This window comes from Pseudomonas sp. R1-43-08 (genome assembly GCF_003852255.1).
In the GTDB taxonomy this organism is placed as follows: domain Bacteria; phylum Pseudomonadota; class Gammaproteobacteria; order Pseudomonadales; family Pseudomonadaceae; genus Aquipseudomonas.
The window spans coordinates 5354610-5376530 of record NZ_CP027734.1 but is presented as its reverse complement, the minus strand read 5'-3'; the positions used below and the strand labels follow the sequence as shown (position 1 = coordinate 5376530).

18 protein-coding genes and 1 pseudogene are annotated in these 21921 nt (G+C 60.8%); 12 read left to right on the top strand and 7 right to left on the bottom strand.

The genetic code is table 11. The annotated features are described in order from the left end of the window. The first annotated feature begins 11 nt into the window (after positions 1-11). The 7 genes from pepP (at position 12) to gcvH (ending at position 8499) form a co-directional block, all read left to right on the top strand. Complete coding sequence (gene pepP / locus C4J87_RS24800) at positions 12-1334, top strand: Xaa-Pro aminopeptidase (RefSeq protein WP_124368762.1); 1323 nt, start codon at positions 12-14, stop codon at positions 1332-1334. Then, positions 1331-2518, top strand: coding sequence for a 2-octaprenyl-6-methoxyphenyl hydroxylase (gene ubiH, locus C4J87_RS24795; protein ID WP_124368761.1), 1188 nt, complete (start codon positions 1331-1333; stop codon positions 2516-2518). The genes pepP and ubiH overlap by 4 nt, the downstream gene beginning before the upstream one ends. Positions 2519-2579: 61 nt before the next feature. After that, positions 2580-3797 carry a 2-octaprenyl-3-methyl-6-methoxy-1,4-benzoquinol hydroxylase gene (locus C4J87_RS24790; RefSeq protein WP_164487699.1) on the top strand — a complete coding sequence of 406 codons (1218 nt, stop codon included), beginning with the start codon at positions 2580-2582 and terminating at the stop codon, positions 3795-3797. A 176-nt stretch (positions 3798-3973) separates the two neighbouring features. Next, positions 3974-4978: an extracellular solute-binding protein gene (locus C4J87_RS24785; RefSeq protein WP_124368759.1), complete on the top strand. Its 1005-nt coding sequence runs from the start codon at positions 3974-3976 to the stop codon at positions 4976-4978. Between the two features lie 228 nt (positions 4979-5206). Beyond that, positions 5207-6823, top strand: a complete 1617-nt coding sequence (locus tag C4J87_RS24780; protein WP_124368758.1) for an iron ABC transporter permease — start codon at positions 5207-5209, stop codon at positions 6821-6823. A 156-nt stretch (positions 6824-6979) separates the two neighbouring features. After that, positions 6980-8062, top strand: coding sequence for a glycine cleavage system aminomethyltransferase GcvT (gene gcvT, locus C4J87_RS24775; protein WP_124368757.1), 1083 nt, complete (start codon positions 6980-6982; stop codon positions 8060-8062). A gap of 53 nt (positions 8063-8115) precedes the next feature. Next, positions 8116-8499, top strand: coding sequence for a glycine cleavage system protein GcvH (gene gcvH / locus C4J87_RS24770; protein WP_124368756.1), 384 nt, complete (start codon positions 8116-8118; stop codon positions 8497-8499). A gap of 49 nt (positions 8500-8548) precedes the next feature. On the opposite strand, the gene C4J87_RS24765 is transcribed toward gcvH, so the two are convergent. The 6 genes and pseudogenes from C4J87_RS24765 to C4J87_RS24740 form a co-directional block, all read right to left on the bottom strand. Next, entirely contained in the window at positions 8549-9691 is a 1143-nt protein-coding gene (locus C4J87_RS24765) for a DegT/DnrJ/EryC1/StrS aminotransferase family protein (RefSeq protein ID WP_124368755.1), read from the bottom strand. Between the two features lie 163 nt (positions 9692-9854). Continuing rightward, on the bottom strand, positions 9855-10169 hold the full coding sequence (locus C4J87_RS24760; RefSeq protein WP_124364886.1) for a DUF2388 domain-containing protein: 315 nt from the start codon (positions 10167-10169) through the stop codon (positions 9855-9857). Positions 10170-10237: 68 nt separating this feature from the next. Continuing rightward, the gene (locus tag C4J87_RS24755; protein ID WP_124368754.1) at positions 10238-10684 is read right to left on the bottom strand and encodes an NfeD family protein; all 447 of its coding nucleotides are present in this window, start codon (positions 10682-10684) and stop codon (positions 10238-10240) included. A 10-nt stretch (positions 10685-10694) separates the two neighbouring features. Next, positions 10695-11615 carry an SPFH domain-containing protein gene (locus C4J87_RS24750; RefSeq protein ID WP_124364884.1) on the bottom strand — a complete coding sequence of 307 codons (921 nt, stop codon included), beginning with the start codon at positions 11613-11615 and terminating at the stop codon, positions 10695-10697. A 77-nt stretch (positions 11616-11692) separates the two neighbouring features. Beyond that, positions 11693-13377: pseudogene (locus tag C4J87_RS24745) on the bottom strand (GspE/PulE family protein). Positions 13378-13458: 81 nt separating this feature from the next. Further along, entirely contained in the window at positions 13459-13797 is a 339-nt protein-coding gene (locus C4J87_RS24740) for a hypothetical protein (RefSeq protein WP_124368753.1), read from the bottom strand. Positions 13798-13924: 127 nt separating this feature from the next. On the opposite strand from C4J87_RS24740, the gene C4J87_RS24735 reads away from it, so the two are divergent. Next, a complete protein-coding gene (locus C4J87_RS24735) occupies positions 13925-14395 on the top strand; it encodes an Lrp/AsnC family transcriptional regulator (RefSeq protein ID WP_124364881.1) in 471 nt (156 codons plus the stop codon). Between the two features lie 117 nt (positions 14396-14512). Here C4J87_RS24735 and C4J87_RS24730 read toward each other — a convergent pair whose 3' ends face one another. Beyond that, complete coding sequence (locus C4J87_RS24730) at positions 14513-15880, bottom strand: inorganic triphosphatase (RefSeq protein WP_124368752.1); 1368 nt, start codon at positions 15878-15880, stop codon at positions 14513-14515. Between the two features lie 157 nt (positions 15881-16037). Between C4J87_RS24730 and argE the strand changes: the two genes are divergently transcribed. The 4 genes from argE to C4J87_RS24710 all read left to right on the top strand — a co-directional run bounded on the left by argE (position 16038) and on the right by C4J87_RS24710 (position 21917). Beyond that, entirely contained in the window at positions 16038-17186 is a 1149-nt protein-coding gene (gene argE / locus C4J87_RS24725) for an acetylornithine deacetylase (RefSeq protein ID WP_124368751.1), read from the top strand. A 136-nt stretch (positions 17187-17322) separates the two neighbouring features. Next, on the top strand, positions 17323-18621 hold the full coding sequence (gene argA / locus C4J87_RS24720) for an amino-acid N-acetyltransferase (RefSeq protein WP_124368750.1): 1299 nt from the start codon (positions 17323-17325) through the stop codon (positions 18619-18621). A 135-nt stretch (positions 18622-18756) separates the two neighbouring features. Beyond that, the gene (locus tag C4J87_RS24715) at positions 18757-19905 is read left to right on the top strand and encodes a DDE-type integrase/transposase/recombinase (RefSeq protein WP_124365247.1); all 1149 of its coding nucleotides are present in this window, start codon (positions 18757-18759) and stop codon (positions 19903-19905) included. 638 nt (positions 19906-20543) lie between these two features. Beyond that, on the top strand, positions 20544-21917 hold the full coding sequence (locus C4J87_RS24710) for an OprD family porin (protein WP_124368749.1): 1374 nt from the start codon (positions 20544-20546) through the stop codon (positions 21915-21917). Positions 21918-21921: the final 4 nt, after the last annotated feature.

Here is a 21921-nt window from a genome sequence, read left to right as displayed (position 1 = left end):
CCCATCTGCCCATGATCCATATCCCCAAAGCGGAATACACCCGTCGCCGCAAGGCGCTCATGGCGCAGATGGAACCCAACAGCATCGCGATCCTGCCGGCCGCCGCCGTGGCGATCCGCAATCGTGATGTGGAGCATGTCTACCGCCAGGACAGCGACTTCCAGTACCTGAGCGGTTTTCCCGAACCGCAAGCGGTGATCGTGCTGATGCCCGGTCGCCAGCATGGCGAGTACGTGCTGTTCTGCCGCGAACGCAATGCCGAACGCGAATTGTGGGATGGCCTGCGCGCCGGCACCGAAGGCGCGATCCGTGATTACGGGGCTGACGACGCGTTTCCCATCACCGACATCGACGACATCCTGCCCGGCCTGATCGAAGGCCGTGACCGGGTGTATTCAGCCATGGGCAGCAATGCCGAATTCGACCGGCACGTGATGGAGTGGATCAACGTGATCCGCTCCAAAGCGCACCTGGGCGCCCAGCCGCCGAACGAATTCGTTGCTCTGGATCATCTGCTGCACGACATGCGCCTGTATAAATCGGCGGCGGAAGTGAAGGTGATGCGCGAGGCGGCGCGGATTTCCTGCGCGGCCCATGTGCGGGCGATGCAGGCCAGCCGTGCCGGCCTGCATGAGTTCAGCCTGGAAGCCGAGCTGGATTACGAGTTCCGCAAGGGCGGCGCGAAAATGCCGGCCTATGGCTCCATCGTCGCGTCCGGGCGTAACAGCTGCATCCTGCATTACCAGCAGAATGACGCGCTGCTCAGGGACGGTGACCTGGTGCTGATCGACGCCGGTTGCGAGATCGACTGCTACGCCAGTGACATCACCCGCACCTGGCCGGTCAATGGCAAGTTTTCGCCCGAGCAGAAGGCGATCTACGAAATTGTGCTGGCTTCCCAGGAAGCCGCCTTCAAGCAGATCGCGCCGAACAAGCATTGGAACCAGGCGCATGAGGCGACCGTGCAGGTCATCACTGCCGGGTTGGTCAAGCTGGGGTTGCTGCAAGGCGACGTTGACGAGCTGATCGCCAGTGAAGCCTACCGCGCCTTTTACATGCACCGCGCCGGCCACTGGCTGGGCATGGATGTGCATGACGTGGGCGAGTACAAAGTGGGCGGTGAATGGCGCGTGCTGGAAGTCGGCATGGCCTTGACCGTGGAGCCGGGGATCTATATTTCACCGGACAACCAGAACGTAGCGAAGAAGTGGCGTGGCATTGGCGTACGCATCGAGGACGACGTGATAGTGACCAAGCAAGGCTGTGAAATCCTGACCGGCGCGGTGCCCAAGACGGTGGCCGAGATCGAAGCACTGATGGCGGCTGCCCGATGAGCCGGGTCAACCTGGCGATCATCGGTGGCGGCCTGGTGGGCGCGAGCCTGGCCCTGGCGTTGCAGGCCGGGGCCAAGGCGCGCGGCTGGAAAATCGCACTGATCGAACCCTTCGCGCCGGGTGACAGCTATCAGCCGAGCTACGATGCGCGTTCTTCGGCGTTGTCATTCGGCGCTCGCCAGATTTATCAGCGCCTGGGCGTCTGGCAAGCAATTTCCCGGCGCGCGGAGCCGATCAAACAGATTCACGTGTCGGACCGCGGGCGTTTCTCTACCGCACGCTTGTCGGCCCTGGAAGAAGGCGTGCCGGCCCTGGGGTATGTGGTGGAAAACGCCTGGCTCGGCCAATGCCTGTGGCAAGGCCTGGACAAGGACGTGGTGAGCTGGCGCTGCCCGGCGGAAGTGACGCGCATGGAGCCGCTGCCCGATGGCTATCGCCTGACCCTCAATGACGAAACCGTACTGGAATGCGAGCTTGCGGTATTGGCCGATGGCGGTCGTTCCGGTCTGCGCGAGCAGCTTGGCATCGGCGTGAAAACCCGGCCCTACAACCAGAGCGCGCTGATCGCCAATATCACCCCGAGCGAAGCCCACAATGGCGAAGCGTTCGAGCGTTTCACCGATGAGGGGCCAATGGCCTTGCTGCCGCTGCCGGACAACCGCTGTGCGCTGGTCTGGACCCGCATCGGCATGGACGCCCAGCGCCTGGCCAACCTGGATGAGCGCAGCTTCCTGAGCGAATTGCAGGGCGTGTTCGGCTATCGCCTGGGCACCCTGAAACAAGTGGGCGCGCGGCATCTTTATCCGCTGACCCTGGTGGAAGCGGAAGAACAAGTGCGCTCGCACCTGGTGGTGCTCGGCAATGCCGCGCACAGCCTGCACCCGATCGCCGGGCAAGGTTTCAACCTGTCCCTGCGCGATGCCAATGCCCTGGCCGAAGCCTTGCTGGCCGGGCCGGCAGTGCCGGGTGACCTGGCGACACTGCAACGCTATCGCGAGCGCCAGCGCCTGGACCAGCAACTGACCGTGGGTTTCTCCGACCAGGTCACGCGCCTGTTCGGCAGCGGGCAACCGTTGGTGGCGCTAGGGCGCAACATGGGCCTGCTTGGCCTGGACCTGTTACCGCCGGCCAAACGCTGGTTCGCCCGCCAGGCTATGGGGCTGGGGGTGCGCTCCAATGTTTGAGCCGGCCCATCACTTTATTGGCGGCCTGTGCCGCACACGAGACAAGGCTTAAAGCATGGACATGCACGCAGATGTGCTGATTGTCGGGGCCGGAATGGTCGGAAGCGCCCTGGCGCTGGCGTTGCAGGGCAGTGGCCTGCAGGTGTTGCTGCTTGACGGCAGCCCGCTGAGCGTCAAGCCGTTCGAGCCTGCAGCGGCGTTTGAACCGCGGGTGAGCGCGTTATCCGCCGCCAGCCAGCGCATTCTGGAGCGCCTTGGCGTGTGGGACGGCATCGTCCAGCGCCGCGCCAGCCCGTATGGTGAGATGCACGTGTGGGACGGCAGCGGCACCGGGCAGATCCACTTTTCGGCAGCCAGCGTACATGCCGAGGTGCTGGGACATATCGTCGAGAACCGTGTGGTCCAGGATGCCTTGCTGGACCGCTTGCATGACTGCGACCTGGGGCTGCTGGCCACTGCGCGCCTGGAGCAGATGCGTCGCTCTGGAGATGACTGGCTGCTGACCCTGGCCGATGGGCGCAAGCTGCGCGCGCCGCTGGTGGTCGCCGCCGACGGCGCCAACTCGGCGGTGCGCCGCCTGACCGGCACTCCCACCCGTGAATGGGATTACCTGCATAACGCCATCGTGACCAGCGTGCGCAGCAGCCAGCCGCACCGGCGCACGGCGTGGCAACGCTTCACCGATACCGGCCCGCTGGCGTTTTTGCCGCTGGTGCGCGATGGGCAAGAGGATTGGTGCTCGATTGTGTGGTCGACCACGCCGGCGGAGTCCGAGCGCCTGATGGCCCTGGATGATGAACGCTTTTGTGATGAATTGGAGCGCGCCTTTGAAGGGCGCCTCGGCAACGTGATCAGCGCCGACCCGCGCGTCTGCGTGCCGTTGCGTCAGCGCCACGCCAAACGCTATGTGGCCGAAGGCCTGGCATTGATTGGCGATGCGGCTCACGTCATCCACCCGTTGGCGGGGCAGGGCGTGAACCTGGGATTTCTCGATGCCGCGGTGCTGGCTGAAGTGCTGCTGGCGGCCAACGAACGCAGTGAACGTCTGGCGGATGTGAAGGTGCTGAGCCGCTACGAGCGGCGGCGCATGCCGCATAACCTGGCGCTGATGGCGGCAATGGAGGGCTTCGAGCGCTTGTTCCAGGCCGATCAACTGCCGTTGCGCTGGCTGCGCAATGCCGGTTTGAAAATGGTCGACCAGTTGCCCGAAGCCAAGGCATTGTTTGTACGCCAGGCCCTGGGCTTGACCGGCGACCTTCCGGAACTCGCCAAACTGTGAACTGAAATGCGGCACCCTGTGGGAGGGGCGGTGCGACGATTCGACTTGCCCCCGATGAGGCCATCAGCCCTCACGCATACCTCCGACCGTGCAACATCTGGTAACGCCTCCAGCAAGCGGTACCAAATGTGAGTCCTTATCATTTGCGCTCTTTTTGCAAATGAGCGACCGCACCCATGTTGGCACCCAAGCGCCTCCTGACTGCCCTGGCACTCACCCTGATCGGCAGCACCGTCGTGCAGGCCGCCGACGAAGTGGTGGTGTACTCCTCGCGCATCGACGAACTGATCAAGCCGGTGTTCGACGCCTACACCCGCAAGACCGGTGTACAGGTCAAATTCATCACCGATAAGGAAGCGCCGCTGATGCAGCGCATCAAGGCCGAAGGCGAAAACGCCACCGCCGACCTGCTGCTCACCGTCGACGCCGGCAACCTCTGGCAGGCCGAGCAGATGGGCATCCTGCAGCCGTTCACCTCCGAGGTGATCGACAAGAACATTCCGTTGCAATACCGTTCTTCGGCCCACGCCTGGACCGGCTTGAGCCTGCGCGCGCGGACCATCGCCTATTCCACCGACCGGGTAAAACCGGGCGACCTGACCACCTACGAAGCCCTGGCCGACAAACAGTGGGAAGGCCGGCTGTGCCTGCGCACGGCGAAAAAGGTCTACAACCAGTCACTGACCGCCACGCTGATCGAAACCCATGGCGCGAGCAAGACTGAAGAAATCGTCAAAGGCTGGGTGAATAACCTGTCCACCGACGTATTCTCCGACGATATTGCGGTGCTGGAGGCGATCAATGCCGGGCAATGCGATGTGGGTATCGTCAACACGTACTACTACGGTCGCCTGCACAAGCAGAAGCCGGACCTGGCGGTGAAGCTGTTCTGGCCGAACCAGGGCGACCGTGGCGTGCATGTGAACCTGTCGGGCATTGGCCTGACCAAGCACGCACCACACCCGGCGGCGGCCAAGGCCCTGGTGGAGTGGATGACCACGCCCGAGGCGCAGCAGATTTTCGCCGATGTGAACCAGGAGTTCCCCGCCAACCCAGCGGTAGCGCCGTCGGCGGAGGTGGCGAGCTGGGGCAAGTTCGTGGCCGACACCTTGCCGGTGGAAGTGGCGGGCAAGCGTCAGGCCGAGGCTATCCGCTTGATGGATCGCGCCGGCTGGAACTGATTTTGTAAATCGCCGCAGATCAAAAAATGTGGGAGGGGGGCTGATTCACCGCCATGCCACTGTAGGAGCGAGCTTGCTCGCGAAAAACGTACAGGCAACGCGTTCATTCTGGATAAACGCGGGGGCCCTGAGTTCTTCGCGAGCAAGCTCGCTCCTACAAAAAGCCTTAACAGGCTGTAGGGCACGTCCCCTCCACAGTGTTGTGTTCACCCTCCAGAGAATTAAGCCTTGGCCCATCCCGCCCAACGCCGCTGGTACCTGCCGGTCTTCAGCGTCGCCGCCCTGGTGCTGCTGCCGCTGAGCGTGCTGTTGCTGTCCTGGCAAAGCGTCGACGCCCAGATCTGGTCCCACCTCTGGGACACCCAGATGCCACGTTTACTGGGTAACACCTTGACCCTGGTGCTCGGCGTCGGCTTTGGCGTGACGTTGCTGGGCGTAAGCCTGGCCTGGCTGACCAGCCTCTGCGAATTCCCCGGCCGCCGCTGGTTGGACTGGGCACTGATGCTGCCCTTTGCAATTCCGGCCTACGTGTTGGCGTTCGTGTTCGTGGGACTGCTGGATTTTGCGGGCCCCGTGCAAACCCTGCTGCGCGACGTGTTCGGCGCCGGGCTGCGCCTGCCGCGTGTGCGCTCCACCAGTGGCGTGATCATCGTATTGGTGCTGGTGTTCTACCCCTATGTCTACCTGCTGGCGCGCTCTGCATTCCTGGCCCAGGGCAAGGGCTTGATGGAAGCGGCGCGGGTGCTGGGCCAGTCGCCCTGGCAAGCATTCTGGCGCGTGGCGCTGCCCATGGCGCGGCCGGCGATTGGGGCGGGTGTCGCCCTGGCCTTGATGGAAACCCTGGCGGATTTCGGTGCGGTCTCGGTGTTCAATTTCGACACGTTCACCACCGCCATCTATAAAACCTGGTACGGCTTTTTCAGCCTGTCCAGCGCAGCCCAACTCGCCAGCCTGTTGCTGCTGGTGGTGATGCTGGTGCTGTATGGCGAACGGCGCGCCCGTGGAGCAAGCCGACCCAGCAACGAGCGCCCGCGAGGCAAGGCGTTGTATCACCTGCGTGGGTTCAAGGCGGCAGCGGCCAGTGGCTGGTGTGGCTTGGTGTTCGCCTGCGCGTTTGTGATTCCGGTGCTGCAACTGGTGGTGTGGTTCTGGCAGCGTGGCCGGTTCGACCTGGATGAGCGCTACACCGGCCTGATCCTGCACACCCTGTATCTGGGCGGGATTGCGGCGCTGATCACCGTCGGCGTGGCGCTGATACTGGCGTTCGCCAACCGCCTTGCGCCGACTCGGGCGATTCGCTCCGGCATCAGCCTGGCCAATGTCGGTTATGCCTTGCCCGGATCGGTGCTGGCGGTGTCGATCATGCTCGCCTTCAGCTACCTGGACCGCGAACTGGTGGTGCCGCTGTCGGGCTGGCTGGGCGGTACGGGCAAACCGTTGCTGCTGGGCAGCCTCTCGGCGCTGGTGCTCGCCTATCTGGTGCGGTTCCTGGCGGTGGCCTACGGGCCGCTGGAAAACAGCCTGGCGCGTATCCGTCCGTCGTTGCCCGAGGCCGCACGAAGTCTGGGGGTGAGCGGCCCACAACTGTTTTGCAAGGTGTATCTGCCACTGTTGCTGCCCGGCACCCTGAGCGCGGCGCTGCTGGTGTTCGTCGATGTGCTCAAGGAAATGCCCGCCACCTTGCTGATGCGCCCGTTTGGCTGGGACACCCTGGCGGTGCGGATCTTTGAAATGACCAGTGAAGGGGAATGGGCGCGGGCCTCGCTGCCGGCGCTGACCCTGGTACTGGTTGGGTTGTTGCCGGTCGTCGGGCTGATCCGACGCTCCGCACGACAAATCGGTTAGGTGCCAGTCCTACAGCTTGCGGCTACAATGCGCGGCATTCGGTGTGCCGCGTCTTTCGAGGCGGGTTGGCGCATGTGTCTGCTGGCCTTGTAATCCAAGGCGCTCGGCACTGGCGGCAACTCTGCGCACCTTCGCCAAGCCCGGAAGGAGAAACCCATGGGACAGCGTACGCCTCTGTATGACCTGCATCTCGCCCTCGGCGCGAAAATGGTCGATTTTGGCGGTTGGGATATGCCTTTGCATTACGGCTCGCAGGTTGAGGAGCACCATCAGGTGCGGCGCGACTGCGGGGTGTTCGATGTATCTCATATGACCGTGATCGATGTCAGCGGCCTTCAGGCCAAGGAATGGCTCCAGCACTTGCTGGCCAATGACGTCGATCGATTGCACGGCTGCGGCCGCGCGTTGTACAGCGCCATGCTCAATGAGCAGGGCGGGGTAGTGGACGACATGATCGTCTACCGTACCGAAACCGGTTACCGGCTGGTGGTCAACGCCGCCACCCGTGACCAGGACATGGCCTGGATGCAGGCGCAACTGGGCAGCTATCAAGTGCAACTCCAGGAGCGCCCCGAGCTGGCCATGCTCGCCATTCAAGGTCCCTATGCGCGGCACAAGATCGCCGAATTGGTGACCCAGTCCCGTGGCACCCTGATCCATCAGCTCAAGCCCTTCGAAGGCCAGGCCGACGGCGACTGGTTTATTGCCCGCACCGGTTACACCGGCGAAGACGGCCTGGAAATTGTCCTGCCTGCAGACCAGGCGCCGGGTTTTTTCAACGATCTGGTGGGCGCCGGTATTTCCCCCATCGGCCTCGGTGCCCGCGACACCCTGCGCCTGGAAGCCGGCATGAACCTGTATGGCCAGGATATCCACCAGCAGGTATCACCCCTGGCCGCCAACATGGCTTGGAGCATCGCCTGGGAGCCCGCCGGGCGAAATTTCATCGGCCGCGCCGCGCTGGAGACGGAAAAGGCTGCCGGGGTGCAATTCAAATTAGTGGGACTGGTCCTGGAAGAACGGGGGGTTCTGCGCGCTCACCAGGTGGTTCGTATCGCCAATGTTGGCGAAGGAGAGATCACCAGTGGTAGTTTCTCACCTACGCTGAGCAAATCCATTGCCCTGGCGCGCGTACCGACGGCGACTGCCGACCGGGCCGAAGTGGAAATCCGCGGCAAGTGGTACCCGGTGCGAGTGGTCAAGCCGACCTTCGTACGCCATGGCAAAACCCTGATCTAACTATTTTCCGGCAGGCCTATGGCCGCTGACATTTCTTCTTGAGGACACAGACTATGAGCAATATCCCTGCCGACCTGCGTTTTGCCGAAAGTCATGAGTGGGCCCGTCTGGAAGCCGACGGCACCGTGACCGTCGGGATCTCCGACCATGCACAGGAAGCCTTGGGTGATGTGGTGTTTGTTGAACTGGCTGAGGTTGGTGCCACTTTTGAAGCGCAAGGCCAGGCGGGTGTGGTTGAGTCGGTGAAGGCTGCTTCGGATATCTACTCGCCGGTTGCTGGCGAGGTGATTGCGGTCAACGAAGAGTTGAGCGGTAGTCCTGAGCTGCTGAACTCTGACCCGTATGGCGCCTGGATCTTCAAGCTCAAGCCAAGCAACTCGGCTGATCTGGAAAAACTGCTCGACGCTGCCGGCTACAAAGCCGCTATCGGCGAGTAAACGCAAAACCCAATGTGGGAGGGGGTTTGCCCCCTCCCACATTATGTGATCAGCTTGCTTTCAGTACTGCTTTGACCGCCGCCACAGCCCGCTCTACATCCGCCTCTGTCATCGCCGTAAACATCGGCAACGACACGATCAGACGCCCAACACGCTCCGCCACCGGGAACATGCCTTCCTTGAACCCTTGTGCCCGATACAGGCTCAGCAGGTGGATCGGCGGGTAGTGATAACCGATGCCGACGCCGTGGGCATGCATCCGCTCCATAAAGGTGGCGCGGGCAGGCAAACCGTCCTGACGCTCCGGCAATACCAGCTGGAACAGGTGCCAGTTGCTGTTTTCGAAGTCGGCAGGCGGCAGTTGCGCGCCGTACACTTGTTCAAAATCACTGCCGAAGCATTCGAAGTAATGCCGAGCCAGGTTCTGGCGATGGGCGGTGATCTTCTCGATGTGGGCAAACTGCCCCAGACCAATGGCGGCGGCGATATCGGTCATGTTGAATTTGCCACCCAACACGTCCACATCCAGGCCATCAAAACCGCTGCGGGTCACGCCTTGCAGGCGGTATTTCTCAGCCAGACGGGCTTCTTCGGCGTTGTTGAGCACCAGGCAGCCGCCTTCGGATGAGGTGATGTTCTTGTTTGCCTGGAAACTGAACGACACAAAGTCGCCGGTAGCGCCGATGCGTTGCCCGTCCCAACTGGAACCCAGGGCCTGGGCGGCGTCCTCGATGATGCGCAGGTTGTACTTGTTGGCCAGCGCGTAAAGCATCGGCATGTCCAGGGGCAAGCCGGCCAGATAGACCGGGATGATCGCCTTGGTGCGCGGGGTTATCGCGGCTTCAACCTGGGCCAGGTCGATGTTGCGGGTCACCGGGTCGATATCGGCAAATACCGGAGTGGCGCCTACCTCCAGAATAACGTTGGCCGTGGCAACCCAGGAAATCGGTGTGGTAATGACTTCATCCCCAGGCCCGATACCGGCGATACGCAGGGCAATTTCCATGGTGCAGGTGCCGGAGTTGAAGGTGCGTACCGGCCGGCCGCCGAAATATTCCGACAGCTGCGCTTCGAACGCCTGCACCTTCGGCCCGCTGGTGATCCAGCCCGAGCGCAGCACATCGCCGACCGCCGAGATGGTGGCTTCATCAATGGTAGGTTTGGAAAACGGCAGGAAGGGCTGTTGGCTCATGACGAAGAGGGCATCCGTTTCAGGTAGGCGATGAGTAATGGACGTGTCAGCCCTGCATGGTTGCACGGCTCGACTGAATATAGCCTGTCGCCCGTGAATGATTCGTCACGCTCCAGGCAAAAAAATGCCGCTTGAAAAAGCGGCATTTTTTAACGTGCAGGTATTACTCGGTTACAGCGTTCTTCGCGAGGATGGCGTTGGCCAGTTCCATATCCGTGGCTTGCAGGCCAGGGTTATCAGCACGGACCTTCTGCATGGCCGCTTCCAGGTACGGGCCGCGAATGCCGCCGTTGCTGGCGACGAAGCTGCCGGCGTCGTCCTGGGCGGCGACTACCAGCTTGTGGTCCTTGAAGGTCAGGTAGGTCGAGCCGGTGGTGGCACCCGACGAGATGACATTACGCCAGAAGCTATCGGCCATGGCTGAGCCGACAGGGAGGGAGAGCACAGCGAGGGTTGCGACAGCATATTTAAGACGCATGATGGGTGACTCCGGTGGGTTATCTGTACATTTTGATTGTAGTTAACCTGATCCAGTTCCATCACTGACTAAACAGTTTCAACCTTTAAAACCACCCCATCCTGGCCAACCACGCGCACTTGAGCGCCTACGGGCGCATCGGCACCGGTGACCATCCATACGCCATCGCCGACTTTAACCTTGCCCCTGCCATCCACGATCGCCTGATGCACCACGAAGGTGCGTCCGATCAACTCTGAACCGCGCTCATTCAAGCCGGGTTGATCGCTGGCCTTGGCGCCGCTGCGTTGGCGTTTCCACCAGTACACGGCCGTCAATATTGACAACAGGGCGAACAGCAGCAGTTGCCACTCCAGCCCCAGGGGCGGGACGATAAACTTAATCACTCCCACGGCGGCTGCGGCGATACCCATCCACAGCAGGTAGCCTCCCGCGCCGAACACCTCGAGAATCAACAACACGGTGCCCAGCGCCAGCCAGTCCCAGAACGAAAGGTGCTGCAGGAAATCCCACATGATGGCGACCTCAGCCTTTCTTGTTGTCGAAAGCCGCTTTGACGATCTCGCCGATACCGCCCACGGCACCGATCACCTGGCTGGCTTCCAGCGGCATCAGGATCACCTTGCTGTTGTTGGCCGACGCCAGCTTGCCCAGAGCATCGATATATTTCTGCGCGACGAAGTAGTTCACCGCCTGCACGTTACCGGATGCGATCGCTTCCGATACCACCTGGGTCGCCCGGGCTTCAGCCTCGGCCTGGCGCTCACGCGCTTCGGACTCAAGGAAGGCGGCCTGGCGGCTACCCTCGGCCTCGAGGATCTGCGCCTGTTTCTTGCCCTCGGCGGTGAGGATCGCCGAGGCTCGCAGGCCTTCGGCTTCGAGGATCTGCGCACGCTTGATCCGCTCGGCTTTCATCTGCCCGGACATGGCCGCCATCAGGTCGGCAGGCGGGCTGATGTCCTTGATTTCGATACGGGTGATCTTGATGCCCCACGGTGCCGTGGCCTCGTCGACGGTGCGCAGCAGTTTTTCATTGATACCGTCGCGCTGGCTCAGCATCGCATCCAGCTCCATGGAGCCAAGCACCGTACGGATATTGGTTTGCAGCAAATTGCGGATGGCATGCTCGAGGTTGTTCACCTCATACGCGGCCTGGGCCGTGTTTACCACTTGGAAGAAGCACACGGCGTCGATCTGTACGGTGGCGTTGTCGGCGGTAATCACTTCCTGGGGAGGAATATCCAGCACGCTTTCCATCACGTTGATCTTGCGGCCGATGCGGTCCATGACCGGGATGATGATGTTGAGGCCAGGCTTGAGGGTGTTGGTATAGCGGCCGAAACGTTCGACTGTCCACTGGTAGCCCTGGGGCACCACTTTGAAACCCATGAACAGGATGGCAATGGCCAGCCCCACGAAAAGAAGCAGTACGGTTCCGATCTGCATAACGATTCCCTATCTGATGATGTCAGTGACACGACGTTCGGCCGAGTGTAACGGTCTCGTCACGGATAAGGACGGTTTCACTGCCCAACAAACAAAGGATTTGTTTCTGAATCCCCAGGGGTCACCCTCAGGACTTCCGCCATCGTCGTCAGCCCGGCCTTCACCTTTTGCAGGCCGGCCATGCGCAGGCTGTGCATGCCTTGCCCGAGAGCCGCATGGCGCAAGGCCTGCACGTCCGCGCCAGGGGTGATCAGCGCCTTGAGGGTTTCGTCCACCGTCATGATTTCATAGAGCCCGGCTCTGCCCCGATAACCACTGTCGCGGCATTCCACACAGCCGGCGGCTTCGTAAGCGTCGGCCACGGCGCGTTTGCAATGGGAGCACAGCACACGCACCAAGCGTTGTGCCATGACGCCTATCAGCGTTGCCTTGATCAAATAATGAGCGATCCCCAGTTCCTGCAAGCGGCTGATCGCGCTCGGCGCGTCGTTGGTATGCAGGGTCGACAGCACCAGGTGCCCAGTCAGCGCGGCCTGGATCGCCATTTCGGCGGTTTCCTGGTCGCGAATCTCGCCGATCATGATGATGTCCGGGTCCTGGCGCAGTAGCGCGCGGATACCGCTGGCGAAGGTCAGGTCGATGTTGTGCTGGACCTGCATCTGATTGAACGCCGGCTCGACCATCTCGATGGGGTCCTCCACCGTGCACAGGTTGACCTCCCGGCTCGCCAGTTGCTTGAGGGTGGCGTAAAGCGTGCTGGTCTTGCCCGAGCCGGTCGGGCCGGTGACCAGGATGATGCCGTGGGCCTGTCGGGTCATGGCCTGCCAGCGCTGTTGATCTTCGGCAGACAAACCCAACTGGTCGAAATCCTTGAGCAGCACCTGGGGATCAAAAATGCGCATGACCAGCTTCTCGCCAAAAGCGGTGGGCAAGGTCGAAAGGCGCAGTTCCACTTCAGCCCCGCCGGGGTTTTCATCTTGATGCGCCCATCCTGGGGTTTGCGCTTCTCTGCCACGTTCATACGGCCAAGGCTTTTCAGGCGGCTGACGACAGCGGTGGTGACCTGCGGCGGAAATTGGTAGACGTCATGCAACAGGCCATCGATGCGAAAGCGCACACGACCCTGTTCGCGGCAGGGCTCTATATGAATATCGCTCGCCCGCTGACCAAAGGCGTACTGCAGCAGCCAGTCGACGATATTGACGATATGCGCGTCATCGGCGTGCGGCTCCTTATCGCTGGCGCCGAGGTTGAGCAGGTCGGCATTGCCGGGCGCTGCCATTTTTTGATCAGCCCCACTGACCGATTTGGCCAACCGATAGAACTCGCTGATGCAGCGCTGGATCGCCTGGGGGTTGGCTACCACGCGCTTGATCGTGCGTTTGAGTACTTGGGAAAGCCCGGCCTCCCAGCCACTGACATGGGGTTGAGCGCTGGCGACGGTAACGCTGCGCGCATCTACGGCGACTGCGAGGATGGCGTGGCGCTGCGCAAAGGCATGGGACATCAGCGGCACCACCGTCGCGACGTCGATCTTCAGCGGGTCAATGCGCAGATAAGGTTGCTCGACCTGCCGGGCCAGCCATTGGGTTAACGTTTCCAGGCACGGCCCTTCGGCGGCGATACGCTCCAGGGGATGCTGGGCGCTGGTGGGCGCGGACGACAACCGTTGCGCCGTCTCTGCCGTGATCAGCTCCTGCTCGAGCAATGCAGGCAGCAGTTGATGCAGTTCCAGGGGGCGGTCTGGCAGGACGGCGGACATGAGGGTTTCCTGGCGGGCGTTGGGTGTAATCCCAGGCTAGCCAGCTTCTGAAAATTCTGCGTGTGCGTGTATTGCAGGTTTTTACCGCGACGTTGCGGCCACGGCTTGAAGCCGCGCGCAGTCAGCCGGCCGCAGTTCCAGGGAACACACGCTGATCAGGTTTCGAATCTTTTCACCGATCACCTGGGCGCGGTGCCAGCTCAGGCCGCCCATCATGATGTCGATGCGCAGCAGGTCGTCTTCCCTGTTCACGCTCACCTGATTGGGCGTGAGAAATTGCAGCGCGAAGTAATTCAACACTCGACACAGCACGTCCGGCTCCGCCTCCGCGACGATCCGATAATGCGCCTCGCAGTGCAGGCTATCGACGGCCCATGCATCGGCGCGGGTAACAGAGTGAGCGGTTTCGACGGCGTGCATGCTGATTCTCCAAATTTGACTGAAGAAATTTTTACACGCAGCGGCTGAGATTTCTTATCTAAAATCGAAGAGATTGGCAGATAATCGAATCAATCAATTCAACCTAATCAACTTATAAGGTATTTCTATGCAAAGCGAACTGGACGCTTATGACCGTCGTATCCTGGCCCTGCTCCAAGAGGACGCTTCGCTCTCCAGCGCACAGATCGCCGAGCAGGTCGGCCTCTCGCAGTCACCATGCTGGCGGCGTATTCAGCGGCTCAAGGAGGATGGCGTGATCCGTGGCCAGGTCACCTTGCTGGACCGCAAGAAAATCGGCCTCAACACGCAGATTTTCGCCGAGGTCAAACTCAACGCCCACGGTCGGTCCAACTTCACCGAGTTTACCGAGGCGATTCGTGGCTTTCCGGAAGTGCTGGAGTGTTATGTGCTGATGGGCGCGGTGGATTTTCTGTTGCGCATTGTTGCGTCGGATATCGAGGCGTACGAGCGGTTTTTCTTCGACAAGTTATCGATGGTGCCGGGGATTCAGGAGGTTAATTCGATTGTGGCGTTGTCGGAAATAAAATCCACAACCAGCCTGCCGGTATTGCGCTAGCAGGTCCGGCCCTATCGGGGGCAAGCCCCCTCCCACATGTGACTGCATTCCAAAGTAGGAACTCGGTCAATAGTGGGAGGGGCGGTGCGAAGATTCGACTTGCCCCCGATGGCGATATTACAGACGCAGCAAAGTCTTCCAGGCACGATTCTGATAAACCGCAATCGCCTGGTGCATCCGCGCATCCAGCGACTCATCGGTAATCGGCTGGTTAGCCAGGTGCGCCAGCTTGTTCAGCTCGCCGTACAAACGGTCCAGTTCCGGAATTTCCACCACCTGACGTGCATGGTGCAGCCAGGCCTGGATGCGTTCGATACGCGGCAGTTGCTCGGCCAGGTCTTCCGGTTGCTGCTGGTAGCGCGGCAGTTGCAGGGCAACGGCGTCGTCGGCCAGCAGGCGCGGTAGCCAGTTGGTGATTTGCGCAGCGCCCTGGCGGTTGCCGCGCACGTTACGCTCGGCGGTCCAGGTGCGGGCCAGCAGCCAGCGCGAGGTGTTCAGGGAGAACAGGCCCCAGCGTACGTCCTGCAGCTCTTCAACGAACTGCTCCGGCGCGGCTTTGCGGATGTCTTCATCGTCGTCACCGGCCTGGACCAGCGGGCGCCAGTCTTCCAGCAACGCATCCAGGACACTGCGCAATTCGCTGGTGGATTGACGCGGCGCGGCCTGGCCGAGGCTGCCGATCAGCGCGCGCAATTCGCCGAGGGTCTCGACCCAGTCCTGCAGCAAGCGCCAGTGGCCATTGAAACGATATTGTTCGGCCAGGCGCTGGCTGCTGCCCAGCAAGTGCCACATGATTGCGGCGAAGGCATCGTCCAACGGCATTTCGGCGTGGATCTGCGGTGCCGGCAGGCTCAAGGAATAGCTGCTGGCGTCGTACAGGCGATAGCCACGTTCGGCCTTGCTGATGTCACAAGGCATCAGCGCCAGGGTCGCGGCCAGTTCGGCGGCCAGTTCCAGCAGGGCGGCCGGTTCGCCTTCGCGCAGTTCCAGTTCCAGCTCGCAGATTTCTTCCTTCTGCTTGCCGACCACCACGTGGCCCAGGTCCAGGGCGGCTTCGATCACTACCTTGGCCTTGCCGCGACCCCAGGCGATTTCAGCGCGCTCGCGCACGAAGTCGGTGGTGAAGATCGGCTTGAGGGTCTTTTTGTCCAGCTCGACCAGTTGCTCGGGCCAGCATTCGCCGTCGAGTTTCTTCACGTCGAGCTTGGCCTTGGGCAGGTCCCAGTTGTATTCGTTGCGTTCCGACAAACCGGCGACGCTCTGACCACGGGTCTTGAGGGTCTGGATGATGTCGTCACCGTCCTTGCGCAAGCGCAGGGCCACCTTGGCCTGGGCCAGGTCGCGCTCGGGGGTGTCGAAGTACTGGTTCATCAACTCACGGCGTTCCCAGCCACTTTTGTTGCGTTTTTTCAGTAGCGGGTGCTCACGTAGCGCGGCGAGTGTTTCGCGGCTGACACGGAGCTTGATTTCGGTTTCTTTCTGCATGGCCGGAAAATCCAGGATCGGGAGCGCAGCCGGGGAAAAGTGTGGCTGCCAAGGTCGTGCAGTGTACAGGACTGAGCCCGGCAACGTGCCGCAACGGTTTATTGTGTCGTGCAGATGGCTCTATAGTGGGGTTCATCCGGGAAGTTGGAGACCGCGCATGCCGTTACCGTCCATGAAAGAGCAGTTCGCCGCGTTGATTGCCGCGCCGTCGGTCAGTTGCACGCAGGCGTCGCTCGACCAGACCAATCGCCCGGTGATCGACCTGCTCGCCACCTGGCTGGGCGACCTGGGCTTCTCCATCGACATCCAGCAGGTCAGCCCTGGCAAGTTCAACCTGTTGGCAAGTTTCGGCAGTGGCCCCGGTGGCCTGGTGCTGGCTGGTCATAGCGACACGGTGCCCTACGACGCGGCACTGTGGGAAACCGACCCGCTCAAGCTGACGGAAGTCGACGGCCGCTGGGTAGGATTGGGCAGTTGCGACATGAAGGGTTTTTTTGCGCTGGCGATTGAAGCGGTGCTGCCGCTGCTGGACCAACCGTTCAAGCAACCGCTGCTGATCCTCGCCACCTGCGATGAAGAAAGCTCCATGTCCGGTGCCCGCGCACTGGCCGAGGCGGGGCGGCCATTGGGCCGGGCGGCGGTGATCGGCGAACCGACCGGCCTCAAGCCGGTCCGCCTGCACAAAGGCGTGATGATGGAACGCATCGACATCCTAGGGCGCAGCGGCCATTCGTCGGACCCAAGCCTTGGTCACAGCGCCCTTGAAGCCATGCACGACGCCATCGGCGAGCTGCGCGGCCTGCGCCTTGCCTGGCAGCGCGAATACCGCAACCCGCAGTTCAGCGTGCCGCAGCCGACCCTGAACTTCGGCTGCATCCATGGCGGCGACAACCCCAACCGCATCTGTGGCCAATGCTCCCTGGAGTTCGACCTGCGCCCCCTGCCGGGCATGGACCCTGCGGTGCTGCGCGCCGCCATCCGGCAAAAACTCGAGCCCCTGGCCGAGCGGCATAAGGTCAAGATCGATTACGCGCCGCTGTTCCCGGAAGTACCGCCCTTCGAGCAGCCGGAAGACGCCGAGTTGGTGAGGGTGGCGGAACGTTTGACCGGCCACCGTGCCGAAGCAGTGGCGTTCGGCACCGAAGCGCCTTATCTTCAGCGCCTTGGTTGCGAAACCCTGGTGCTCGGCCCTGGCGATATCGCCTGTGCGCACCAGCCGGGTGAATACCTCGAAATGTCACGCTTGACGCCTACAGTGCGTCTATTGCGGGAACTGATCGAACATTACTGCCTGAAACCTGCATAAATTAACCCCTGCCTGTTCGTACATAGAAAGGAGAGTGAGCGTGTCGCCAAGCCTGTTCCGACGATAACCATCAGCCCGCTGTGCGCTTTCACGATTGATCCTTTTTTGGCTGCTTTTTATTACAGGCCCAGGTGTTATGCCCGACTACGTTAATTGGCTTCGTCACGCTTCGCCCTACATCAACGCCCACCGCGACTGCACCTTTGTGGTCATGCTGCCTGGCGATGGGGTGGAGCACCCGAACTTCGGCAATATCGTCCACGACCTGGTGCTGCTGCACAGCCTGGGTGTGCGACTGGTGCTGGTGCACGGCTCGCGTCCGCAGATTGAAGCGCGCCTTGAAGCGCGCGGCCTTACCCCGGCTTATCACGAAGGTTTGCGCATTACCGATGCGGCGACGCTCGAGTGCGTGATCGACGCGGTGGGGCAGTTGCGTATTGCCATTGAAGCGCGCCTGTCCATGGACATGGCGTCATCGCCCATGCAGGGCTCGCGCCTGCGGGTGGCCAGCGGCAACCTGGTGACCGCGCGGCCAATCGGTGTGCTCGAAGGCGTGGACTATCACCACACCGGCGAAGTGCGCCGGGTCGACCGCAAGGGCATCAACCGGCTGTTGGACGAGCGCTCCATCGTACTGCTGTCGCCGTTGGGTTATTCGCCCACCGGTGAGATTTTCAACCTGGCCTGCGAAGACGTTGCCACCCGTGCCGCCATCGACCTGGGCGCCGACAAATTGCTGCTGTTTGGTGCCGACCTGGGCCTGATCGATGAAAACGGCCGACTGGTGCGTGAGTTGCGTCCGCAGCAAGTGCCGGCGCACCTGCAGCGCCTGGGCAGCAACTATCAGGCCGAGCTGCTCGATGCCGCCGCCGAAGCCTGTCGTGGTGGGGTGGGGCGCAGCCATATTGTCAGCTACGTCGAAGACGGCGCCTTGCTCACCGAACTGTTCACCCGCGACGGCGGCGGTACGCTGGTCGCCCAAGAGCAATTCGAACTGGTGCGCGAAGCGGCGATTGAAGACGTCGGCGGTTTGCTCGACCTGATCAGCCCGCTGGAAGAGCAGGGCATCCTGGTGCGTCGTTCCCGGGAAGTGCTCGAGCGCGAGATCGAGCAGTTCAGCGTGGTCGAGCGTGAAGGCATGATCATCGCCTGCGCGGCGTTGTATCAGATCGCCGATTCGGATGCGGGTGAGTTGGCGTGCCTGGCGGTGAACCCGGAATACCGCCATGGCGCACGCGGCGATGTGTTGCTCGAGCGCATCGAGACCCGTGCCCGGGCCCAGGGCCTGAAGACCTTGTTTGTCCTCACCACCCGCACCGCCCACTGGTTCCGTGAGCGCGGCTTTGTGCCAAGCAGCGTGGACCGCCTGCCGTCGGCGCGAGCGTCGCTGTACAACTATCAGCGCAACTCGAAAATTTTCGAGAAGGCCCTGTAAACCTAATCCACCAAAACACACACGTATCCAAATGTGGGAGGGGGCTTGCCCCGGTACAAACCGGGGACATCGTTTACATTTCTAACCGGGGACATGGTTTACAGGTTAATACGCATGATCAGGAGGTAACTGATCATGCCCTGGAACCAAGAGTCTCCGATGAATCAACGAATCAGACTGGTCGCTGACTGGCTTTCTGGTAACTACACCAAAAGCCAGCTGGCGCGCCGCTTTAACGTAAGTCGGCCTACCGTCGACAAATGGATCGGCCGGCACAATGGCGATTTAAAGTCTTTAGCCGAACTGTCCCGACGCCCTCACAACAGCCCCAATAAAATCGACGATGAAATCCTGGCCCGTGTGGTGGCGATGAAGGAGGCGCACGATAAATGGGGTCCGAAGAAGCTTCTCGAGCTATTGCGACTTGAAGATCCCTCCATCGCCTGGCCTTCCCCAAGTACAGCAGGCCAATGGCTTGATCGACTTGGGCTCGTCCAAAAGCGGCGCTTCAAGCGCAGACACGGTACTTCCCCTGTAGCAATGCGCGAGGCCAACGAACCTAACCAGACATGGTGCGCCGACTACAAAGGGCAATTCAAAATGCATAACGCGCAGATGTGCTTCCCTTTGACCATCACAGACCACGCGTCCCGGATGATTTTGGCGTGCAGGGCTCATTCAAAGATCAAGACTGAACCTGTTAAACACGCCTTTGAGAGACTATTTGAGGAGTACGGCATGCCCGAAGTTATTCGGTCGGACAACGGTGTTCCGTTTGCCTCTCCTGGCCTGGCAAGAATGTCCACGCTGGCAGTTTGGTGGATACGTCTGGGCATCTATCCGGAGCGCACCATGCCAGGAAGACCGGCCCAAAATGGTCGCCATGAGCGGATGCACCGTAGCTTGAAACTGGAGCTGCCCTTAGGAGAAAACTTAATCGAGCAGCAGCTTTTGCTGGAGCATTTCAGGCATGAGTTCAATTACGTGCGCCCTCATGAAGCGCTCGGTATGAAGCGTCCAGGGGACGTGTATGTGCCGTCTACCCGGATTTACCCAGGATGCTTGCCGGATGTGGCGTATCCGTCCGAAATGAAGGTTCGAAGCGTCAGGCAGGACGGGTCGATCAAGTGGAAAGGCAAGTTGGTATTTATCAGCGAGGCGCTGTCAGGGGAGCAGATAGGGCTTAAAGAGGCTGAGGATGATGTTTGGGATTTGTACTTGTGTGATTATCCCCTGGGAAGGCTTGGGCGAGGTATGACCCGCGTCCAAGCCTCAAATGTGTAAACGATGTCCCCGGTTTCAGATGTAAACGATGTCTACGGTTCTACACCCCGATAGCAGTGGGTCAGTTAACTGATAAGTCGCTGACAGACCGCAATCGGGAGCAAGCCCCCTCCCACATTTGAGCCCTGCGCCTTCAAAAACTTTACCAAGGCTTCAGAACCTTTCATTCGTGCCGATACGATAAAAAGGCCGTCGCGTTGAAACCAAAAGAAAGTAATCCCGATACAAAAACTGTAACAAATTGACGGGAGGATGTGCCTTTGGCCATGATGGCGTCGCCTTTTTGATCGTGGGTGACGTATGCAGCAGAACGTCAACACTAAGCGATCTAAAAAAGCGCTGATAAATACCCTTTAGGAATTAGCTTATGGGATGGTCGGTCTAGCCTGACCAGCCCGGTGCGTGAATGCGCTTATTCCTGAATCGTATGAAAAAGAATGAAACAATTCTTTTTGGGTGTATGAAAAACTCATTACCCTGCAGGGACCAAATCAACTGCGGTTAGACGAAGGTAGTAGGCACGCAAGGTTAGGATTGACTTGGTGGTCACTATCTGGCGCTAATCGCGCATCTGTGGATCAAGGGCGTCAGACCCGAGACCAAAGAAATACAAAAATTAGAAATGAGAGGAGCGGTACATGAAGAAGTCCACCTTGGCTGTGGCTGTAGCGTTGGGCGCCATCGCCCAGCAAGCAGGCGCTGCCGGTTTCATCGAAGACAGTAAAGTAACGCTGGGTCTGCGTAACTTCTACATCAACACCGACAACCGCGACTCGGCCGCTGGTACTGCAGCCAACAAGCGTGCCGGTGTGCAAAACAAGCAGGAAGAATGGGGCCAGGGCTTCGACCTGCGCTTCATCTCCGGTTACACCCAAGGCACCGTAGGCTTCGGTCTCGACGCTATCGGCCTGCTGGGTGTTCGCCTGGATTCCGGCGGCGGCACCAACGGCGCCACGGCGAGCTCCTACGGTGGCACCGTGTTCCCGAGCAAGTCCAATGGCGAAGCCGTTGATAACTACTCGAGCCTGGGCCTGACCGCCAAAGCCAAGATATCCCAGACTGAACTGAAGCTCGGTACGCTGCAGCCAAAACTGCCGGTCATCGTGACCAACGACGGTCGTCTGCTGCCGCAGACCTTCCAGGGTGGCCAGATCACCAGTAACGATGTCTACAAAGACCTGACGCTGGTTGCCGGCCAGATCGAAAAAGCCAAGGGCCGTAACTCCAGCAACGTCGACAACCTGTCGATCGCCGGTGCCAACTCCCGTGGTGCAAACTGGCGCGACAGCAACAAATTCTACTACGCCGGTGGTGACTACAAGATCACCAAGGACCTGACTGCCCAGTACTACTACGGCAATCTGGAAGACTTCTACAAGCAGCACTTCCTGGGCCTGACCCATAACTGGGCCATCGGTCCTGGCGTACTGAAGTCTGACCTGCGTTATTTCAACAGCTCGGATGACGGCAAGAACGGCCACGAGTCGGCTTACTTCTCCTCGGGCAACTACAGCGGCGTGAACTCCGGTCGTGGCAAGGTCGATAACAACCTGTACAGCGGCCTGTTCCTGTACACCGTTGCCGGTCATACCTTCGGTGGTGGTTACCAGGTCAGCAACGGCAGCAGCGACTTCCCTTGGTTGAACCAAGGTGACGGCTCGTCGGCTTACCTGACCACTGACATGCAAATCGCCAAGTTCGCCCGTGCTGGCGAACGTACCTGGCAAGCTCGCTACTCCTACGACTTCGCCAAGGTTGGCGTGCCTGGCTTGACCGCCGGTGTCGTGTACCTCAAAGGCACCGACATCGATACCGTCAACGGTAGCCGTGCCGAGTTCACCGGCCAGTCCGAGTGGGAACGTGACATTACGGTTGCGTACGTTGTTCCAGAAGGCGTGTTCAAGAACGTCGGCGTTGCCTGGAAAAACGCTATGTGGCGCAACGATGTTGCTGCCGCGCGCGATCAGGACGAAAACCGTGTAATCGTCAGCTACACCTACGCGTTCAAGTAACTGC

Bases quoted from the DNA above. Each gene is read 5' to 3' on its own strand.
- pepP (WP_124368762.1), top strand. From the start codon at position 12: ATGATCCATATCCCCAAAGCGGAATACACCCGTCGCCGCAAGGCGCTC.
- ubiH (WP_124368761.1), top strand. From the start codon at position 1,331: ATGAGCCGGGTCAACCTGGCGATCATCGGTGGCGGCCTGGTGGGCGCG.
- C4J87_RS24790 (WP_164487699.1), top strand. From the start codon at position 2,580: ATGCACGCAGATGTGCTGATTGTCGGGGCCGGAATGGTCGGAAGCGCC.
- C4J87_RS24785 (WP_124368759.1), top strand. From the start codon at position 3,974: ATGTTGGCACCCAAGCGCCTCCTGACTGCCCTGGCACTCACCCTGATC.
- gcvT (WP_124368757.1), top strand. From the start codon at position 6,980: ATGGGACAGCGTACGCCTCTGTATGACCTGCATCTCGCCCTCGGCGCG.
- gcvH (WP_124368756.1), top strand. From the start codon at position 8,116: ATGAGCAATATCCCTGCCGACCTGCGTTTTGCCGAAAGTCATGAGTGG.
- C4J87_RS24765 (WP_124368755.1), bottom strand. From the start codon at position 9,691: ATGAGCCAACAGCCCTTCCTGCCGTTTTCCAAACCTACCATTGATGAA.
- C4J87_RS24760 (WP_124364886.1), bottom strand. From the start codon at position 10,169: ATGCGTCTTAAATATGCTGTCGCAACCCTCGCTGTGCTCTCCCTCCCT.
- C4J87_RS24755 (WP_124368754.1), bottom strand. From the start codon at position 10,684: ATGTGGGATTTCCTGCAGCACCTTTCGTTCTGGGACTGGCTGGCGCTG.
- C4J87_RS24750 (WP_124364884.1), bottom strand. From the start codon at position 11,615: ATGCAGATCGGAACCGTACTGCTTCTTTTCGTGGGGCTGGCCATTGCC.
- C4J87_RS24740 (WP_124368753.1), bottom strand. From the start codon at position 13,797: ATGCACGCCGTCGAAACCGCTCACTCTGTTACCCGCGCCGATGCATGG.
- C4J87_RS24735 (WP_124364881.1), top strand. From the start codon at position 13,925: ATGCAAAGCGAACTGGACGCTTATGACCGTCGTATCCTGGCCCTGCTC.
- C4J87_RS24730 (WP_124368752.1), bottom strand. From the start codon at position 15,880: ATGCAGAAAGAAACCGAAATCAAGCTCCGTGTCAGCCGCGAAACACTC.
- argE (WP_124368751.1), top strand. From the start codon at position 16,038: ATGCCGTTACCGTCCATGAAAGAGCAGTTCGCCGCGTTGATTGCCGCG.
- argA (WP_124368750.1), top strand. From the start codon at position 17,323: ATGCCCGACTACGTTAATTGGCTTCGTCACGCTTCGCCCTACATCAAC.
- C4J87_RS24715 (WP_124365247.1), top strand. From the start codon at position 18,757: ATGCCCTGGAACCAAGAGTCTCCGATGAATCAACGAATCAGACTGGTC.
- C4J87_RS24710 (WP_124368749.1), top strand. From the start codon at position 20,544: ATGAAGAAGTCCACCTTGGCTGTGGCTGTAGCGTTGGGCGCCATCGCC.